General features: G+C 38.3%; 12 protein-coding genes. 6 read left to right on the top strand and 6 right to left on the bottom strand.

Translation table 11 applies throughout. The features are described from left to right. Positions 1–44 precede the first annotated feature (44 nt). Positions 45–368 (bottom strand): hypothetical protein, encoded by a 324-nt coding sequence (locus tag H2O64_RS18610; protein WP_187563734.1) that lies wholly within the window; start codon positions 366–368, stop codon positions 45–47. A gap of 218 nt (positions 369–586) precedes the next feature. Here H2O64_RS18610 and H2O64_RS18615 point away from each other — a divergent pair, with 218 nt between their 5' ends. The 4 genes from H2O64_RS18615 to H2O64_RS18630 all read left to right on the top strand — a co-directional run bounded on the left by H2O64_RS18615 (position 587) and on the right by H2O64_RS18630 (position 4792). Continuing rightward, positions 587–739 carry a DUF5522 domain-containing protein gene (locus tag H2O64_RS18615; RefSeq protein ID WP_187563735.1) on the top strand — a complete coding sequence of 51 codons (153 nt, stop codon included), beginning with the start codon at positions 587–589 and terminating at the stop codon, positions 737–739. Between the two features lie 135 nt (positions 740–874). Further along, positions 875–2869: a urocanate hydratase gene (locus H2O64_RS18620; protein WP_187563736.1), complete on the top strand. Its 1995-nt coding sequence runs from the start codon at positions 875–877 to the stop codon at positions 2867–2869. A gap of 26 nt (positions 2870–2895) precedes the next feature. Beyond that, positions 2896–3447: a DUF4136 domain-containing protein gene (locus H2O64_RS18625; protein ID WP_187563737.1), complete on the top strand. Its 552-nt coding sequence runs from the start codon at positions 2896–2898 to the stop codon at positions 3445–3447. A 502-nt stretch (positions 3448–3949) separates the two neighbouring features. After that, positions 3950–4792: a toxin-antitoxin system YwqK family antitoxin gene (locus H2O64_RS18630; protein WP_187563841.1), complete on the top strand. Its 843-nt coding sequence runs from the start codon at positions 3950–3952 to the stop codon at positions 4790–4792. A gap of 231 nt (positions 4793–5023) precedes the next feature. Here H2O64_RS18630 and H2O64_RS18635 read toward each other — a convergent pair whose 3' ends face one another. The 5 genes from H2O64_RS18635 to H2O64_RS18655 form a co-directional block, all read right to left on the bottom strand. Further along, a complete protein-coding gene (locus H2O64_RS18635) occupies positions 5024–8143 on the bottom strand; it encodes a T9SS type A sorting domain-containing protein (protein ID WP_187563738.1) in 3120 nt (1039 codons plus the stop codon). Positions 8144–8651: 508 nt separating this feature from the next. Beyond that, positions 8652–11519 (bottom strand): T9SS type A sorting domain-containing protein, encoded by a 2868-nt coding sequence (locus tag H2O64_RS18640; RefSeq protein ID WP_187563739.1) that lies wholly within the window; start codon positions 11517–11519, stop codon positions 8652–8654. 652 nt (positions 11520–12171) lie between these two features. Beyond that, positions 12172–14244 (bottom strand): alpha-ketoacid dehydrogenase subunit alpha/beta, encoded by a 2073-nt coding sequence (locus H2O64_RS18645; RefSeq protein WP_187563740.1) that lies wholly within the window; start codon positions 14242–14244, stop codon positions 12172–12174. A gap of 236 nt (positions 14245–14480) precedes the next feature. Continuing rightward, on the bottom strand, positions 14481–15539 hold the full coding sequence (locus H2O64_RS18650) for a branched-chain amino acid aminotransferase (protein ID WP_187563741.1): 1059 nt from the start codon (positions 15537–15539) through the stop codon (positions 14481–14483). A 178-nt stretch (positions 15540–15717) separates the two neighbouring features. Further along, entirely contained in the window at positions 15718–17010 is a 1293-nt protein-coding gene (locus H2O64_RS18655) for a dihydrolipoamide acetyltransferase family protein (protein WP_187563742.1), read from the bottom strand. Between the two features lie 176 nt (positions 17011–17186). Between H2O64_RS18655 and H2O64_RS18660 the strand changes: the two genes are divergently transcribed. Beyond that, a complete protein-coding gene (locus H2O64_RS18660) occupies positions 17187–17654 on the top strand; it encodes an Lrp/AsnC family transcriptional regulator (RefSeq protein ID WP_187563743.1) in 468 nt (155 codons plus the stop codon). A gap of 181 nt (positions 17655–17835) precedes the next feature. Then, complete coding sequence (locus H2O64_RS18665) at positions 17836–18246, top strand: VOC family protein (protein ID WP_187563744.1); 411 nt, start codon at positions 17836–17838, stop codon at positions 18244–18246. Positions 18247–18266 lie beyond the last annotated feature (20 nt).

Raw genomic sequence — 18266 nt, forward strand, 5'->3', positions numbered from 1 at the left:
CACTTTTTTTGTTTCGCAATTGGACATTGAGCAGAGTCGAAATGTCACATATACCGAAAAACCTGAAACCACTTCCGTTTCTTTAAATACTCAAAATTTGCTTCGTTTTCATAGGCTTCGCGTTCAAAACTTAGGTTTCTATACGCTTTATTTCGATTTCGGTAATAGCAGAGTTTTACAAACCACTCCAACACATATATAATATAAAAAGGCAGCACTAATAACTCCATTTGTTGTCGCAGGTGAATGCGTTCATGATGTACCAAAACAGCATTGCTTTTATCTTTCGCTTCCCGCAAAAAAATAAAAGGATACAAGGTAATTCCTCGAAAATCTCTCGGAACTAGATATTTTGACACAAAAACCATATCAATAGCTATTAACCTGAATTATATATTAGAAAATCTATTACATCTCTGAACCACTGCAAATACTAACGCTACGCTGCATTTTTTAATTTAACCATAGCGGTGCTATACTGAAATTAAGAAAAAACTAGTATTTGCGGTAGTTCAAACCTTCATCACGAAGTTCTAATACATAATTCCGGTTCAAAATTTAAGCCAATTTAAGTACCTTTGTAGAAATGAAGAAATTAATTCCTATTGAAGAAGGCGATTTTTACCTTTCACCAGAAGGTTACAAGGTATTCACAGCACAGTTTCACCTAAAAAGAGGCTATTGTTGTGAAAGCGGTTGCCGTCATTGTCCGTATGGATTCAACAAAAAAAGAACATAAAAACTATGGATCTTATCTTTATGAAGTATAAAAGAGCTACTGCACAGTTGAATCGTGTAGACATTCGCTATCCCTAGTACATTTTAAACCAAACACGTTTTAAAATGATGCCTAACGATACAATCCAACTATAAAATGACAGTACAAGAACATATTTTACAAGGAATTCCGAACGAGTTACCAAACTTAAAACCGTACGATCCAAACATCAATCACGCGCCAAAGCGAAAAGAAATACTATCAGCAGTAGAAAAGAAACTAGCATTGCGAAATGCATTGCGCTATTTTGATAAGAAACACCACGAAGTTTTATTGCCCGAATTTAAAAACGAACTCGAAACCTATGGACGTATCTATATGCATCGTTTTCGTCCCGATTACAAAATATATGCACGTCCAATAGACGAATATCCTGGAAAAACAAATCAGGCGAAAGCGATCATGTTGATGATTCAGAACAATCTGGATTACGCAGTAGCGCAACATCCGCACGAACTGATTACCTATGGTGGAAATGGTGGCGTGTTCCAAAACTGGGCACAATATCTTCTAATCATGAAGTATTTGGCAGAAATGAACGAAGAGCAAACCTTAGTTGTATATTCTGGACATCCGCTCGGATTATTTCCTTCGCACAAAGATGCACCAAGAGTTGTCGTAACGAATGGAATGATGATTCCCAACTATTCAAAACCTGATGATTGGGAAAAATTCAACGCACTTGGCGTGACGCAATACGGGCAAATGACCGCAGGAAGTTATATGTACATTGGTCCGCAAGGAATTGTACACGGAACCACGATTACCGTATTGAATGGTGGACGAAAGATTTCTAAAAATGGCGAAGGCTTGGCTGGAAAGTTATTCCTAACGGCTGGATTGGGTGGTATGAGTGGCGCACAACCGAAAGCTGGAAACATTGCTGGTTGTATCACGGTGTGTGCAGAAGTAAATCCGAAAGCAACAGAAACGCGTCATTCGCAAGGTTGGATTGACGAAGTTATACACGATTTAGACGAATTGGTCACCAGAGTCAATTTCGCGAAAGCGAACAAAGAAATCGTTTCCATCGCATACCAAGGAAACATTGTAGACGTTTGGGAAAAGTTTGATGAAGCAAATGTGTATGTAGATTTAGGAAGCGATCAAACCTCGTTACACAATCCGTGGGCTGGCGGCTATTATCCAACAGGATTATCGTACGAGGAATCGAACGAAATGATGGCAAGCAATCCTGAACTCTTTAAAGAAAAAATACAAGAAACCTTGCGCAGACATGCCGCAGCCGTGAATAAACATACTGAAAAAGGAACGTACTTTTTTGATTACGGAAACGCCTTTTTATTAGAAGCTTCACGTGCTGGCGCTGATGTGATGGCGGAAAACGGCATCGATTTTAAATATCCGAGTTATGTACAAGACATTATGGGACCGATGTGTTTCGATTATGGTTTTGGACCTTTCCGTTGGGTATGCGCTTCGGGAAAACCAGAAGATTTAGCCAAAACAGATACAATTGCCTGTAAAGTGTTGGAAGAAATCATGAAAGTTTCTCCACCAGAAATTCAACAGCAAATGGCGGATAATATTCAATGGATTAAAGGTGCGCAAGAAAATAAACTCGTGGTAGGTTCGCAAGCGCGAATTCTATATGCAGACTCCGAAGGTCGTATGAAAATTGCGCAAGCATTCAACGAAGCTATTGAACGTGGCGAGATTGGCCCTGTGATTTTAGGACGCGATCATCACGATGTTTCTGGAACCGATTCTCCTTATAGAGAAACCTCCAATATCTATGATGGTTCACAGTTTACAGCAGATATGGCGATCCATAATGTCATTGGTGATAGTTTTAGAGGCGCAACTTGGGTTTCCATTCACAACGGCGGTGGCGTTGGTTGGGGCGAGGTAATTAATGGCGGCTTCGGCATGGTTCTTGATGGTTCTAAGGAAGCATCAAGACGCTTACATTCTATGTTATTTTGGGATGTAAATAATGGAATAGCGAGACGAAGTTGGGCACGAAATGAAGAAGCTATTTTTGCCATAAAACGCGCTATGGAAGTAGAACCAAATTTAAAAGTGACACTACCAAATATAGTAGATGATGCATTGTTAGACCAAGAATAGTATATTAACCCAAAAAAAGCAATGATATGAAAAAAATTAAATTACTTATCCCTGTAGTCGCGCTACTACTACTCGTTTCTTCTTGTATTTCGGTCAGAGTGGTTTCTGATTATGATAAAGAAGCTGACTTTAAATCGTATAAAACTTTTGCGTTTTACAAAACTGGAATTGACCAAGTAGAGATTTCAGATTTAGATAAGAAAAGAATTCTTCGTTCAATTGAAAAAGAGATGATGGCAAAAGGTTTTGTGAAGTCTGAAAACCCAGATCTTTTAGTAAATATCATGACCAAAGCAAATAAGCGTGTTGACATTAACAACAATGCCTATTTTGGTTGGGGATGGGGATTTCAGCCATGGTTTTGGGGTGGAGGCGTTCCATTGAACACGGTGACGACACGTACAGAAGGTGTATTATACATTGATTTAATAGATACAAAACAAAAAGAATTGGTATGGCAAGGAAGAGGTTCAGGAAACCTAAGTGGCAGCCGTAGCATGGAAAAAAAAGAAGCACGAATTCAAGAGTTTGTTGCTGAAATTATGAAAGAATATCCACCAGTGGCAGAAGCCAACTAACAAGAATATATTCTATATAAAAAAACCTCGAAATGGTCTCATTTCGAGGTTTTTTTTATACGCTTATGTCGTTTTTGCTCCGCTGCGTAGATGCTCTACTCAAGAGCTTAGAATCTGTGCACTTGAGTAGAGATTCTGTGCTCTTGTGTACAGTGGCACCACTACAAAAGCTAAAATTCTCCGCTGCAAATACCCAAAAGCACAGGTGAAAAAGGTCAAAACCTCCGCTGCTTTTTACTTTTTCCTCCTTTGCTTTTGGGCAAAAGCAAAGGTGCTTTTTCAAATAGACTTTTTATGGTAGCTATTTCTTTACTTTAGGTGAAATTTTCCACAAACCACCCTCGCTAATTTTCGATATTTATTATATAAATCAACCATAACATAGCCTATTTTCTAAAACTATTTTCTGAAAAGTTGTTGCTACATCATGCGTTTTATGTTTTTATTACGGGTTCATTTTATCACAATTTCATATATTTACTTGTTTAAAAACTGATTTGAAATGACTAGAAAAATCCTTTTCTCTTTAACGATATGCTTTCTGTTCACCTGCTTTTCATTCGCGCAAAGCGATTTTCACATTAAGCTCGACAAAAAGAATCGGGTACAAGAGATTGGTGCAAAGCTAAATGGTGAGAAGGAAGGCTTATTTTTCCGCTTTAAGCGAAACGGAAAACACAAATCGTTCTTTTATGAAAATGGTAAAAAGAAAAAAGTAGCGCCATCAAAAGTAATCGTTGAAAAGAAACAAGATCCATTTTCGGAAGGTCAAATCTTAGAAGAAAGTTTTGGTATTAGTAAAGGTGGAATTCGCGAAGGCTTGTGGTATACGTTTGATGAAGAAAAACAATTTAAAGAAGTTTCTCAATATAAAAATGGTGTTTTGCACGGTATGAAATATCGTTTTCATCAAGATGGTGAAGTACTTGCAATTGAAAGGTACATTAACGGAAAAAAGCACGGTATTTCAAAAGAGTTTCATAGTGGTGGCGCATTGCATTACAGTACCGAATATAAGAACGGTAAAATTGTAGATGGTAAAAATGTATACTACTATCCTAACGGAAATAAAAAGCTTGTTGACCACTACAAAAACGGATTAAAGTTTGGAAAAAGTACTACGTATTACGAATCTGGAGCTATTGAAATTGAAGGTATATATCGCGATAAAGGACTGCCAGAAGGTCCTTGGATAGAATATTATGAAAGTGGCACTATTAAAGAAAAATACATCTATAAACACGGAATTTTTCATGGAGAATATACCATCTACGATGAAGAAGGTACGATCTTAAAACAATACATTTACAAAAACGATAAGCTCATTAAAACGATTATTGAGTAGGTTTTTAGATGCGGCTGCGCCTTTTGGATCGCTTTGCTTTTAGATCGCTTTGCTCTTGGACTGCTTTGCTGTTAGACGCTATACATGTCGGATGTCTTCCTGCGGAGGCAGGAATCTATTATAAAAAACCCTCATCTTATATATAACAAAAAACCAGCGAAGTAAACTCCGCTGGCTTGATTTACTTTATATAAAACAATCATCCTATTTTAGGACGACTTATTTGAAAAGTTATTGCTTAATAATCTTGATTGTATCTGTAGCACCATCAACAGTAACTTGTACAAAGTACGTTCCTGTTGTTAGTTTAGAGGTATCAATATCTTTCGTTAAGCTATTTGGAGCTGTCGTTAGTACTTGTGCTCCTAGAATATTGTAAATCGTTACATTTTCGATTTGCTTTCCTGCTACTAATGTCAATTTATTAGCAACCGGATTTGGAAAGTAAGTGAAGGCACGTCCATTTCCAAAAGAAATTGTAGATAGTGTATTACAGTTTACGATAGCTTCCCATCCATCTAGTTGTACATCTCCGTCAGAAGTAAATACAAATGTTAAACATCCTGAAGCATCGGTAGAAGTAATCGTTTGTCCTAGTAAGTCACCTGTACCTTCAGCAGCATCATTATCATAACACCAAATGGTTCCACCTCCTGGAGGATCAACCGTTGTTGCTGTTGCATCTGCACCGTTATGTATTGTTAATCCATCAAAACAAGTAGCAGCACCATCATTCTCTGTTGAGAATGCCGTGAATTCAACTTCTACGACATCTCCAGCCAAGTCTGGACATATTGTATAGGTAATGTTTTCACTAAATCCATAATCTCCATTTATACCTCCTGAATCTAAGAATATTCCGTTGGTACAATCTGGTGGGACCGCTACATATTGTGATGAAAATCTAAATGGTCCAACCCACATAGATGTTCCATCTACGCCACAATCTGCCTGTACAAAAAATCGGTATGCGTTGTCAGCAACTAAACCAGTTTGATTGTATGGAATTGTTGTAACACCAGAAGCAGTTGGTGTTCCTGTAAAAGTTCCACCTGCGGTAACATCTACTAATTCGATGTTCCATGAAGTAGTGGCTCCATTTTCTGTCCAGCCAAAATCAGCCGTTGTTTCAGTGATACTTGTTGCTGTTAACCCTGATGGATCTAGACATGGTAACTCATTTATAGTAACATCATCAATAGCAAAATCATCATAAAAGTCTGTACCATTATTTTCATCTACAATAAAACGAGCTTTTACATCACCTGTAATCGTGTATGCCGATAAGTTAATAATTACTTGCATCCAGCCACCTGTGTTAGTGTTACTTGTGTATATTGCTGTATTCCATGTAGCTCCATCAAAGAAATCTACGGAGAAATCTACATTTGTATTTCCTTCATTATTACTATTAATCCAAAAAGATAAAGCAGGTACTGCTAAACCACTTACATCTACAAAAGGAGATTCTAACGTAGTTCCTGTACTTTCTGGAGAAGAGTCATTTACCCAAGCAAAATATCCAGTTCCGGAAGTATAATCTACAATAGCACCAGCGTTTCCTCCGTGTGCTGGCTCCTCTGATGTACCATCAGCAAACAACCAATTTTCAGCATTAGCTGCGCCTTGCAACCAGCAACTTGGTATTGCCCCAGCATTATCAAAATTTTCTATGTATGGTGCTGTAAACGTTGCACATAGAGTTGTAAAAGCATAAGGTCCTTCGTATACAGATGTACCTGCTGCTCCACAGCCTGCTTGTACATAAAACTCATAAGCTGTTACAGCCGTTAAGCCAGTTGCTGTAAATGGATTAGACACGCCAACATTGGTTGCTGTACCTGTTGGTGCTGAACCAGCAGTTACTACTTCTATGTTCCATAATGTAGCTGTGCCAATTTCTGTCCAACCTAAATCTGCAGTAGTTACTGTAATATTAGTTGATGTTAATCCGATAGGACTCAAACATGAAGGTTTTTCTTCAAAAGATACATCATCTATAGCAAAATCATCATAAAAGTCTGTACCGTTATTTTCATCTACAATAAAACGAGCTTTCACATCACCTGTAATCGTATATACAGATAAGTCAATAATTACTTCAAGCCAGCCACCTGTGTTGGTGCTACTTGTGTATATTGTATTCCACGCTGCTCCATCAAAGAAATCTACGGAGAAATCTACATTTGTATTTCCTTCATTATTACTATTAATCCAAAAAGATAAAGCAGGTACTGTTAAACCACTTACATCTACAAAAGGAGATTCTAACGTAGTTCCTGTATTGTCTGGAGAAGTGTCATTTACCCAAGCAAAAAAACCTGTTCCAGAAGTATGATCTACAATAGCACCGGCATTTCCTCCATTTTCTGGTTCTAACAATGTACCATCAGCAAACAACCAATCTTCAGCATTAGATGCACCTTGAGACCAACAATTTGGTAGTGCACCAGCAGTATCAAAATTTTCTGTGTATGGAGCTATAAACGTTGCACATAATGTTGTAAATGCTAAACCTCCTGCGTATGCAGATGTACCATCTACTGCTCCACAGTCTGCTTGTACATAAAACTCATAAGCTGTTTCAGCCATTAAGCCAGTTACTGTAAACGGATTAGATACACCCATATTTGTTGCTATACCTGTTGGCGTTGTACCAGCAGTGACTACCTCAACATTCCATAATGTAGCTGAAGCAGCTTCTGTCCATCCTAAATCTGCTGAAAAATCTTCAATATTCGTTGCAATTAATGCAGATGGGGTAAGACATGAAGGTGGTGGCGTCGCTGATCTAACAAAAGGTGATGTTACACAAAATCCCCATTGCCATCCATCATTATCGTCATACGTAAAACGAAATCGAAAGCCTGACAATTGTGTTGCCGTGTATGCTGAAATATCGATTATAGGAGTTGTGTATGGGCTAAGACCATTACATGTTAGAAAATTTGTAGTTGTAGTATTTCTTGCAAACGTGTGAAGCACTGACCAAGTCATTGCATCTGCATCATATATTTCGATGTTTAATACATCTCCTCCAAGTGCTCTGTATACAAAGCCACCACTAATGGTAACCCATGTTTCTCCAGCAGTACTTGCAGGAGTTAGATCGAGAGCTGGTGATGTCGCTTGTAGATCATCAAATGAACCGTTACCGGCTGTATCATCGTCAAAAGTAAAATTTAGATTTACTGTTGTTGGATCTGCGACTACTCCTCCAGCTGTAAACGTTCCTGAAAGTGTCCAATTTGGGTTAGGCCAAAATGGATTATGATTTAATGTTTGTGAGACACCTACGTAGGAGCCTAACAAGAATACAATCATGAAAATTTTAAGGGTATTTTTTTCCATCAATAGTTTGATTAGTTGTTAGTAAAAATCGCAGGTGAAAGTACACCCTTTATTCAGTTAAAGATGAACAATAATTCATTATAACTGTTGATTGCGTATATGTACCTACATCGCTATTTCTATTTCTTACGAATGTGTAATCTTTACTTGGAAAGTCTGTTTTTTTGTGGTGGATTTTACTACTCTATTTGGACACGGCTGCGCCTCTTGGATCGCTTCGCTCTTGGATTGTTGGAATCGCTTTGCTTTTAGATGCAGCTGCGCCTTTTGGAGTATTAGATGTCATTCCTGCGAAGGCAGGAATCTATTATAAAACATCTTATCACATAAAAAGGCATCTCGACTGCGCTCGATGTGACAAATTGAACATGTTGACAAATACAATACCTCGTCATTCTAAATTTTTACACTTGATTTTACACATAAAAAAACCAGCGAAGTAAACTCCGCTGGCTTGATTTACTTTATATAAAACAATCATCCTATTTTAGGACGACTTATTTAAAAATTATTGCTTAATGATCTTGATTGTATCTGTAGCGCCATCAACAGTAACTTGTACAAAGTACGTTCCTGCTGTTAGTTTAGAAGTATCAACATCTTTCGTTAAGCTATTAGGAGAAAGTGTTGCTACTTGTGCTCCTAAAATATTGTAAATCGTTACATTTTCGATTTTCTTTCCTGCTACTAATGTCAATTTATTAGCAACTGGATTTGGAAAGTAAGTGAATGCACGTCCGTTTCCAAAAGAAATCGTAGATAGTGTAGCACAGTTTACGATTGCTTCCCATCCATCTAGTTGTACATCTCCGTCAGAAGTAAATACAAATGTTAAACATCCTGAAGCATCCGTAGAAGTAATCGTTTGTCCTAGTAAGTCACCTGTACCTTCAGCAGCGTCATTATCATAACACCAAATAGTTCCACCTCCTGGAGGATCAACCGTTGTTGCTGTTGCATCTGCACCGTTATGTATTGTTAATCCATCAAAACAAGTAGCAGCATCATCATTCTCTGTTGAGAATGCCGTGAATTCAACTTCTACGACATCTCCAGCCAAGTCTGGACATATTGTATAGGTAATGTTTTCACTAAATCCATAATCTCCATTTATACCTCCTGAATCTAAGAATATTCCGTTGGTACAATCTGGTGGGACCGCTACATATTGTGATGAAAATCTAAATGGTCCAGCCCACATTGATGTTCCATCTACGCCACAATCTGCCTGTACAAAAAATCGGTATGCGTTGTCAGCAACTAAACCAGTTTGATTGTATGGAATTGTTGTAACACCAGAAGCAGTTGGTGTTCCTGTAAAAGTTCCTCCTGCGGTAACATCTACTAATTCGATGTTCCATGAAGTAGCCGTTCCGTTTTCTGTCCAGTTAAAATCAGCTGTTGTTTCCATAATATTACCCACAGTTAAAGCTGATGGTATAGGACATGTTTCTAATGTTGTGAACGCAAATGGTCCAACCCAACCTGACGTTCCGTTTATGCCACAGTCTGCCAGCACATAAAACTCATAGTTATTATTTTCTGCTAATCCTGTAGCCATATATGGATTTGCAACTCCAGAAGCCGTAGCTGTTCCTGTTACAGTTCCTCCGCCAGTTACATCAACTAGTTCAACATTCCATAAGGTAGCTGAACCTGATTCAGTCCATCCTAAATCAGCACTAGCATTTGTAATGTTTGTAGCTGTTAACATTGATGGATCTGGACATGTTGGTAATTCTTCTACTGAAACATCATCAATAGCGATGTCATCATAGAAACTTCCTGAATCCGCAATAGAGAAACGTACTTGTGCGGCTCCTGTAAATGTTAATCCACTTAAGTCAACTATTTTTTGTTCCCATCCATCTGCGATAGTGTTTGTATTGTATGTTCCAACTACATTCCATGCAGCTCCATCCCAAACACTAGCTGTTAAGGTAGCATTAGGACGACCTAGTCCTTCATTATTACTAATTTCATAAAAAATAAGTGCTGGTGTAGTTAATCCAGAAACATCTATAAAAGGTGATGTTAATTCAGCATTTGCTGCATCTGGCACAGAATCATCTACTACTGCGTAGAAATTACCTGAAGGCGTGCTTCCTGAAAGTACGCCACCGTTCCCAACATGGTTAGGTCCTGCAGTATTAAATTCCCAATCATCATCTCCTCCAAGTGTCCAACAAGCTGGCAATGCGCCTCCATTTTCGAAATCTTCCGAATATGGTGCAATAAATGCATTACATAATGTTGTAAATGCAAATGGTCCAGTCCATGTAGACGTCCCATTTACAGTACAATCGGCTCTTACATAGAATTCATAATTATTATTATCTGTCAAGCCAGAAGCACCATATGGATTTGCAACTCCAGAAGCTGTAGGTGTTCCTGTTGCAGTTCCTCCACCAGTGATGTCTACGATTTCAACATCCCAAAGTGTTTCTGCTCCTCCAGCAGTCCATCCAAGGTCTGCAGTAGTTTGTAAAATATTTGTAACATTTAATGCCGTTGGTTGTGGACAGGCAGGTAACGTTGTAAATGCAAAAGGTCCAACCCATGTAGAAGTACTTACTGCACATTGAGCTTGTACATAAAATTCATAATTATTAGAAGGCGTTAATCCTGTAGCCATATATGGATTTTCAACGCCAGAAGCAGTCGCAGTTCCTGTTACAACTCCTCCACCAGTAATGTCTACTAACTCAACATTCCATAATGAAGCACTTCCTGTTTCTGTCCATCCTAAATCTGCTGAAAAACCGTCAATGTTAGTTGCAGTTAATGCCGATGGATCTGGACATGCCGGTGGCGCCGCAGAAACAATTGTTGGTGAAGTTATACACCAACCCCATTGCCATCCACCAGTATCGTCATACGTAATACGATATTGGAAGCCTGACAACTGTGTTGCAGTATATGCTGAAATATTAATTATAGGTGTTGTGTATGTTACTGTTCCAGCACATGTTTGAAAATCTGTATTTATAGAGTTATTTCCAAACGTTTGTACTGCAGACCAAGTCATTGCATCCGCATCATATATTTCTATATTTAATACATCTCCAAGTGCTCTGTATACAAAGTCACCACTAATGGTAATCCATACTTCTCCAGCAGTACTTGCAGCCGTCAAATCGATTACTGGTGATGTCGCTTGAAGATCATCTGCAGAACCGTTACCGGCTGCATCATCGTCAAAACCAAATGTAGCGTCTATGGTTGGATCTCCGAGTAATCCTCCAGCTGTATAGGTACCAGATAAAGTCCAGTTAGCATTAGGCCAACTTGCCGCTTGGTTTAGTGTTTGTGAGACACCAATATAGGTGCCTAACAAGAATACAATCATGAAAAGTTTAAGTGTAATTTTTTTCATCAATAGTTTGATTAGTTATTAGTAAAAATCGCATTCAATGTACAACCTTATACTTGCTATACATGAATATTAATTCGTTATTAGTATTGATTACGTATATAAACCTACATTTCCTTTTTTCTTTCTTACGAATGTGTAATCTTTACTTAGAAAGTCTGTTTTTTTGTAGTGATTTGCACTACTTTTATTTAGATCGCTTTGCTCTTAGATTGTTGGACGCGGCTTTGCCTTTTTGATCGCTTCGTTCTTGGATTCGGCTTTGCCTCTTGGTATGTTGGATCGCTTTGCTCTTGGACTGCTTCGCAGTTAGACGCTATACATGTCGGATGTCATTCCTGCGGAGGCAGGAATCTATTATAAAACATCTTATCTTATACATAAAAAGGTATCTCGACTGCGCTCGATGTGACAAATTCAATACCTCATCATTCTAAATTTTCACACAAAGTACAGACAGGAATCTCTCATAAAAACACCTTAATCTTATATATAACAAAAAAAGCCAGCGAAATGAACTTCGCTGGCTTGATTGGATTTATATAAAAATGAATCTCGACTTTAGTTTATCTTGAGTAATCGTCGAAAGGCTCGATGTGACAACTTGAATCTGTGGATTCCCATCTTCATGGGAATGACACCTGTATACATAAATTTAATAATTCATCAACTCCTCAATCTTAGCTTTTACTTTTTCCGTGGATGGAATCATAGTTTGCTCCAAGGTACTATTTAGTGGAATAGCTGGCATGTTTTCTGAACCAATAATCATTACGGGCGCATCTAAGTATTTGAAGCATTTTTCCTGAATCATACCACACAAAGCTCTTGCAAACGAATTGTTTACTGGCTCTTCCGTGACTACTAAACATTTCCCTGTTTTCTTTACAGAGGTTATAATAGCTTCTTCATCTAGTGGAAATAAGGTTCGCAAATCAATGATTTCAATATTTTTACGTTGTCCTTGTGAAGCATTCATTGCCCAATGCGTTCCCATTCCGTAGGTAATGATTGTCATGGTTTCTTTTTCGTCTTGCTTCCAGATTTCTTGTAACACATTCGCCTTTCCAAACGGTAATGCATAATCCTCAGATGGTTCAATAGATGTTGCTCCTTTGGTTCCAGGTACTTTTGACCAATACAATCCTTTGTGTTCTAAAATCACCACAGGATTTGGATCGTGATAGGCAGCTTTCATCAAACCTTTTAAGTCAGCTCCATTACTTGGATATGCAATTTTGATTCCTCTAATGTTTGTTAAAACAGATTCTACCGACGATGAATGATACGGTCCGCCACTTCCATACGCACCAATTGGTACACGCAAAATCATGGAAACTGGCCATTTTCCGTTCGATAAATAACACGAACGACTTACTTCCGTAAATAACTGATTGAGTCCAGGCCAAATATAATCTGCAAACTGAACTTCCACAATTGGTTTTAGTCCAACAGCACTCATTCCTACCGTAGAACCTACAATATAAGCTTCTTGAATTGGCGTGTTGAATACACGATCGTCTCCAAATTTTTGTGCTAAGGTTGCCGCTTCACGGAAAACACCACCTAAACGTCCACCAACATCTTGTCCGTATAGTAAACATTCTTTGTGTTCTCGCATGATTTCTTCCACTGCAAATAAAGCACAATCAACCATCACTACTTTTTCTTCACGTTCAGGAGTTCTGTCTCCTACTTCGGAAGTGATTGGTGTTGGTGCAAAATCGTGTGTGAATAAATCTGCTGGCGTTGGATCTTCCGCTTTTAAAGCTTCCGCGAAATCTGCTTTTACTTTTGCAATGGCGTCTGCTTCTATTTTTTCAATGGCTGCTTCTGAGAAACCATTATCTCGTAATTGTTGTTTGATTACTGGATACGGATCACGCGAACGTGCTTCTTCCAAATCGTCACGATACCATTCCATACGCACACCAGAAGTATGATGATTTAGTAATGGAACTTTAGCGTGTACTAAGATTGGACGACGTTCTTCACGAATGGTTTTGATGACTTTTTCGAGCGTTTCATAACTCTCAATAAAGTTTGCTCCGTCGATAGAAATAGCATCTAATCCGATGAATCCTTCTGCATATTCTGCGGCATTTTGCGCTCTGGTTTCTGCGGCATTCGCCGAAATGTCCCAGCCGTTATCTTGTACTAAGTATAATATTGGCAATTGCTTTAGTGCTGCCATTTGAAACGCTTCTGCAATTTCTCCTTCCGTTACCGAAGCATCACCTAAGGAACAGACTGTGATTGGTTTTAAATTACGTGTTTCATCAAACGGAGAATCTTTTGCTGCCTGGTCTTCAATGCCTTGCAATTCTTTGTATTTCATTCCCATCGCAGCGCCTGTTGCGGGAATGGTTTGCATTCCTGTGGCAGAAGATTGATGTGGGATTTTTGGCTTGTCTGCCTCTTTTAAACTTGGATGACAGTAATAGGTGCGTCCGCCCGAAAAAGGGTCGGATTTTTTTGCTAGTAATTGCAACATTAAATCATACGGACGCATTCCGATAGAAAGTAACATAGAATCATCACGGTAATACGGAAACGCATAATCTTGCGGTACTAATTGCATTCCCAACGCACATTGAATGGCTTCATGCCCACGTGAAGTTGCATGTACATATTTTGATACTTGCTTGAAATTGTCTTCGTATAAAGTTGTCATTGCTTTGGCAGTGCAGAGCAATGAGAATCCTTTTTGTAATGTTTCTTTGTTCATAAGATTGAAATTTCCTATTCGTCATTCCGAACTTGATTCGGAATCTTATTGTCTGTAACTCTTACTCTGATGTGATGCTGAATCAAGTTCAGCATGACGTATGATTGTTATTTCTGCGTTAGGGATTGAGGCTTTGTTGGAGCTCTTTTCTAAAGTGGATTCCTGCCTCCGCAGGAATGACAGTTTGGAAAAAGCGACTGCCGAAAGCCCGACCTTTAGGTAACGCCCAACTAATTTTATTCTGAAACAGCAACCATCCAGTTGTGTTTGTCTACTAGTTTCCCTGAACGAATTCCGTTAAGCGTATCCATAACCATTTGTCCCACAGGACTTTCGTCAGACACATGAATTTCCTCGTCATTGTATCCAATGGCTTGTATCATGGCAATTCCAACCGCAGTTCCTGTTCCGAACGCTTCTTCTAAACTTCCGTTTGCAGCCGCTTCTTTGACTTCTGTCAACGTAATTGGACGCTGCTCAACTTCATATCCGTTGTCTTCTAAAATCGTAATTACTGTTTTGCGCGTGATTCCGTCCAAGATAGCGCCATCTAAACCTGGCGTGATAAATTTTCCGTTGATTTTGAAGAAAATATTCATGGTTCCAACTTCCTGAATGTAGTTGAATTCATGTGCATCTAACCACAATACTTGATCGTATCCTTTTGATTTTGCAATTTCCGTTGGACGAATTGCTGCTGCGTAGTTTCCTGCCGCTTTTGCTTCTCCTGTTCCGCCTTGTGTTGCTCTAATATATTTTGTTTCCGCATATAGCTTGATTCGCTTCGTAAAGAATGGACCTGCTGGCGATGCAATGATGATAAAGTGATAGCTTGTTGCTGCGCGCATTCCAATGAACGGTTCGGTTGCATACATAAACGGTCGCAAGTACAACGCACTTCCTTCTTGTGGTGGAATCCAACCGCGTTCCATGTTTACAATTTCTTTTAATCCTGCTACAAATAAGTCTTCGGGAAATTCGGGCATTCCCATACGACGTGCACTAAAGTTCAAGCGTTTTGCATTTTCTGCTGGGCGAAATAGTAACGGTTCTCCAGCTGCATTTACCGTAGCTTTCATTCCTTCAAAAATAGCTTGTCCGTAGTGTAATGCCATTGCTGCTGGATGCGTTGGAATCATTCCCAAAGGTTGAATTTTTGGTGTTTGCCACGCTCCATCTTCATACGAACAGATAAACATGTGATCGGTAAAGGTTCTTCCTAATGGAATGTTGTCGAAGTCTAATTTTGAAACGTTAGATTCGGTTGCTTTTGTGATGTGAATATCTTGGACCATAATTTCGTTGTTGGTTGTTAGCTTTTAGGGGATTTCTTTTTTGTTGTGTGTTGTGTGTTGTGTGTTGTGTGTTGTGTGTTGTGTGTTGTGTGTTGTGTGTTGTGTGTTGTGTGTTGTGTGTTGTGTGTTAATTTGTTTTTTTTACTCTTAACGCTGCACTTTTTAACTCTTAACTTTTTTATATTTTTCTATTTGGATCGAATGCTTCTAGGTAATCACCCACTTTTCGCAAGAATGATCCGCCGAGATATCCGTCGACAACTCTATGGTCAAAGGATAAAGACAGATACATCATGCTTCTGATAGCGATTTCGTCACCTTTTTTAGTGGTAATCACTTCAGGACGTTTTTTGATGATTCCTAATGCAAGAATTGCAACTTCTGGTTGATTGATGATAGGTGTTCCCATCAAACTTCCAAACGTTCCTACATTGGAAATTGTGAACGTACTTCCTTGAATTTCCTGCGGTTTGAGTTTGTTTTCGCGAGAAGCTTTTGCTAAGTGATTTACCTCAGCGGCTAATCCTTTTAGGTTTTTTTCATCCGCATTTCTTACTACAGGAACGATTAGATTTCCACTTGGTAAAGCTGTTGCCATTCCGATATTGATGTCTTTACGCTCAATCACTTTTTTGCCGTCTTCTGATACCGAAGCGTTGATGCCAGGGAAATCAATGACTGCTTTTGCGACTGCTTCTACAAATAATGGTGTGAACGTTAAGCGTTCATTATATTTTTCTTGGAATGGTATTTTGTGTGCATTTCGCCAATTTACCATGTTCGTCACATCTATTTCGATGTACGCTGTAACGTGTGGCGATGTGTGTTTGGAATAGACCATGTGATCCGCGATCATTTTTCGCATGCGATCCATTTCTATTACCTTATCATGTCCTTCCACATATTTGATCGGTGGCGGATTGTAACTGCTCTTGGCTGCTTTTGGCTGTGCTTGTGGGCGACTCGCCAACGGATAGTTTCTGTTTTTGAGATAGTTGAATACATCGCTTTTACGAATGCGTCCGTCTTCACCAGTTCCCGGAATGCTTTGCACTTCCTCAATGGTCATGTTTTCTTTTTTGGCAATGCTTACAATTAATGGCGAAAGAAAAGCATCAGGATTTCGAACATATTCTGAATTAGTTGGTGCTTCAGCCTTGAAGGTTTCCTGTTTTTTAGGAGCTTCTTTTTTTACTTCATCATTCGCTGTTTCAGAAACTTCTACTTCACCAGTAGCGTCAATCAACGCTATGATTTCTCCAACAGGAACAACATCATTTGGTTGAAAGCGAATTTCTGTAATCATACCTGTACATGGCGATGGCACTTCCGAATCAACTTTATCGGTTGCTACTTCTAAAATGGTTTCATCTATTTCAATGGTATCTCCAACATTTTTCAGCCAACTGATAATGGTGGCTTCCGAGATACTTTCTCCCATTTTGGGCATTTTCAACGGTATGATAGGCATGAGCGTGTATTATTTTAAGGAGAACAAAAATACTCTTTTATAGCCTTATAAAAACAAATACACTACAATAGGTTTTTATTAATAGTGTTTTTTTCTTTATTTTTGATTTTTAATTGTTATTTTTTCTTTTATAAACTACTTGACACAGTTTTTATATAATTTTTATCTGAATAGTTATGAGATTAGATGAAATCGATTTGAAGATTTTGAAGTTATTGCAAACGAATAGTAATCGTACAACGAAGAGTTTAGCTGAGGAGTTGCAAATGTCAACTACGCCAGTTTTTGAACGCATTAAGAAGCTTGAAAAAGAAGGTTATATTGATGATTATGTAGCACTGTTGAACGCGAAAAAGTTAGGTATGAAGCAAACTGTTTTTATCGGAATCACGTTGCAAGGCCATACACGAAGTTATTTGGAAAAGTTTGTGAAGCAGATTAACGATTTTCCTGAAGTGGTGGAATGTCATCGTGTGACAGGAAATTTTGATTATTTATTAAAGCTAATTGTGGAAGATGTGGAAGCTTACGAGAAATTTATCATTACGAAATTGACTTTATTACCATATTTGGGAAGTGTACAAAGTTATATTGCTTTGTCGAAAGGAAAACAGACGCATGAGTTGAATTTGAGAGATTTGTAATTTTGTTGTTTGTTAAGTTGCCTACTTTCTTTTTTGTTTCAAAGTATAAACTGTTAAACTCATAAACCCTTAAATTTCAAAACTTGTGTATTTGTTTTTTCTTGGCTCTTGGTTGAGTTCAAACTGACAAAAACAGGTTTTTAAATTCTTGTTAGATTAGAATAAATAGTATTTTTAAGTTATGGTAAATTTTAAACTCGATTTTTTAGATCATGTTGCGATTCTCGTAAAAGACATCGATGCTTCGGTTGCTTGGTATGAAAAGGTTTTAGGCTTGAAACGCTATCAACTTGAAAAGTGGGGCGAGTTTCCTATTTTTATGTTATCGGGAAAAACAGGAATCGCGTTGTTTCCGGCAAATACAAATGATCCAAAACTTGAACCAACTTCTAACAATGTAAAGATTGATCATTTTGCGTTTCAAGTTAGTAATGAAGCATTTGCAAAAGCACAACAACATTACCAAAATTTAGGACTTACATATTCCTTTAAAAATCATCATTATTTTCATTCGATATACACTAAAGACTTAGATGGACATGACGTAGAATTGACGACTTTGGTGGTAGATGAAGATGCGTTTTATTCTTAATCACATTGCCGCTTCTTAAT

Origin of the sequence: Kordia aestuariivivens, assembly GCF_014397005.1 — a bacterium.
Lineage (GTDB): Bacteria > Bacteroidota > Bacteroidia > Flavobacteriales > Flavobacteriaceae > Kordia > Kordia aestuariivivens.